Annotated in this window: 1 protein-coding gene; it reads right to left on the bottom strand. The window is 48.8% G+C overall.

Features of this window, described 5'->3' with window-relative positions:
• Nucleotides 1-684: tandem-95 repeat protein (locus A6D97_RS01100; protein WP_139074285.1), on the bottom strand; the 684-nt coding region annotated here is incomplete at both ends.

The raw sequence follows: 684 nt of genomic DNA on the forward strand, positions 1-684 counted from the left end.
CGTATCGGTGCCGTCTGATACATCAAAACCGAAGTTTACGTCGCCATTGAAGTTCTCATTTGGCGCAAAGGTGTATGTACCATTACCGTTGTCGGTAAGAATACCGTCACCGCCATCGTAGGTCACACCTTCAACCGTTAGGTTGTCGCCTTCAATATCAGTCGCACCTGTTAATAGGTCAGCATCAGTGAAAATAAGTGTGCCGTCTTCTTCAACGCTGAACTGTTGGTCTTGAGGTACTGGCAGGTCGTTAACTGGGTTAACCGTTAGGTCAGCTGATGCTTGAACCGTATTGGTACCATCAGAGATATCGAAACTGATATCGATGTCACCATTGAAGTTCTCATCTGGCGTAATCGTGAAACTGCCATCATCGTTTTGAGTAACGGTTGCATCACCGCCAACCGTTAGGCCGCTAGCAGTCAGGTCATCGCCTTCCACGTCAGAGGCTTGAGAAAGCAGCTGCTCTTGGCTTAAACGGATAGAACCGTCTTCATCGATTGAGTACGCTAGGTCACCCGATACAGGCGCATCATCAACGGCAGTTACGCTTACGTCGATGTTGGCAGAGACCGTATCGGTTCCGTCTGACACATCGAAGCCGAAGTTTACGTCACCATTGAAGTTTTCATTTGGCGCAAAGGTGTACGTACCGTTGCCATTGTCAGTAAGGATACCGTCGCC

It is taken from the genome of Vibrio sp. ZF57, assembly GCF_001691235.1.
Taxonomy (GTDB): domain Bacteria; phylum Pseudomonadota; class Gammaproteobacteria; order Enterobacterales; family Vibrionaceae; genus Vibrio; species Vibrio crassostreae_C.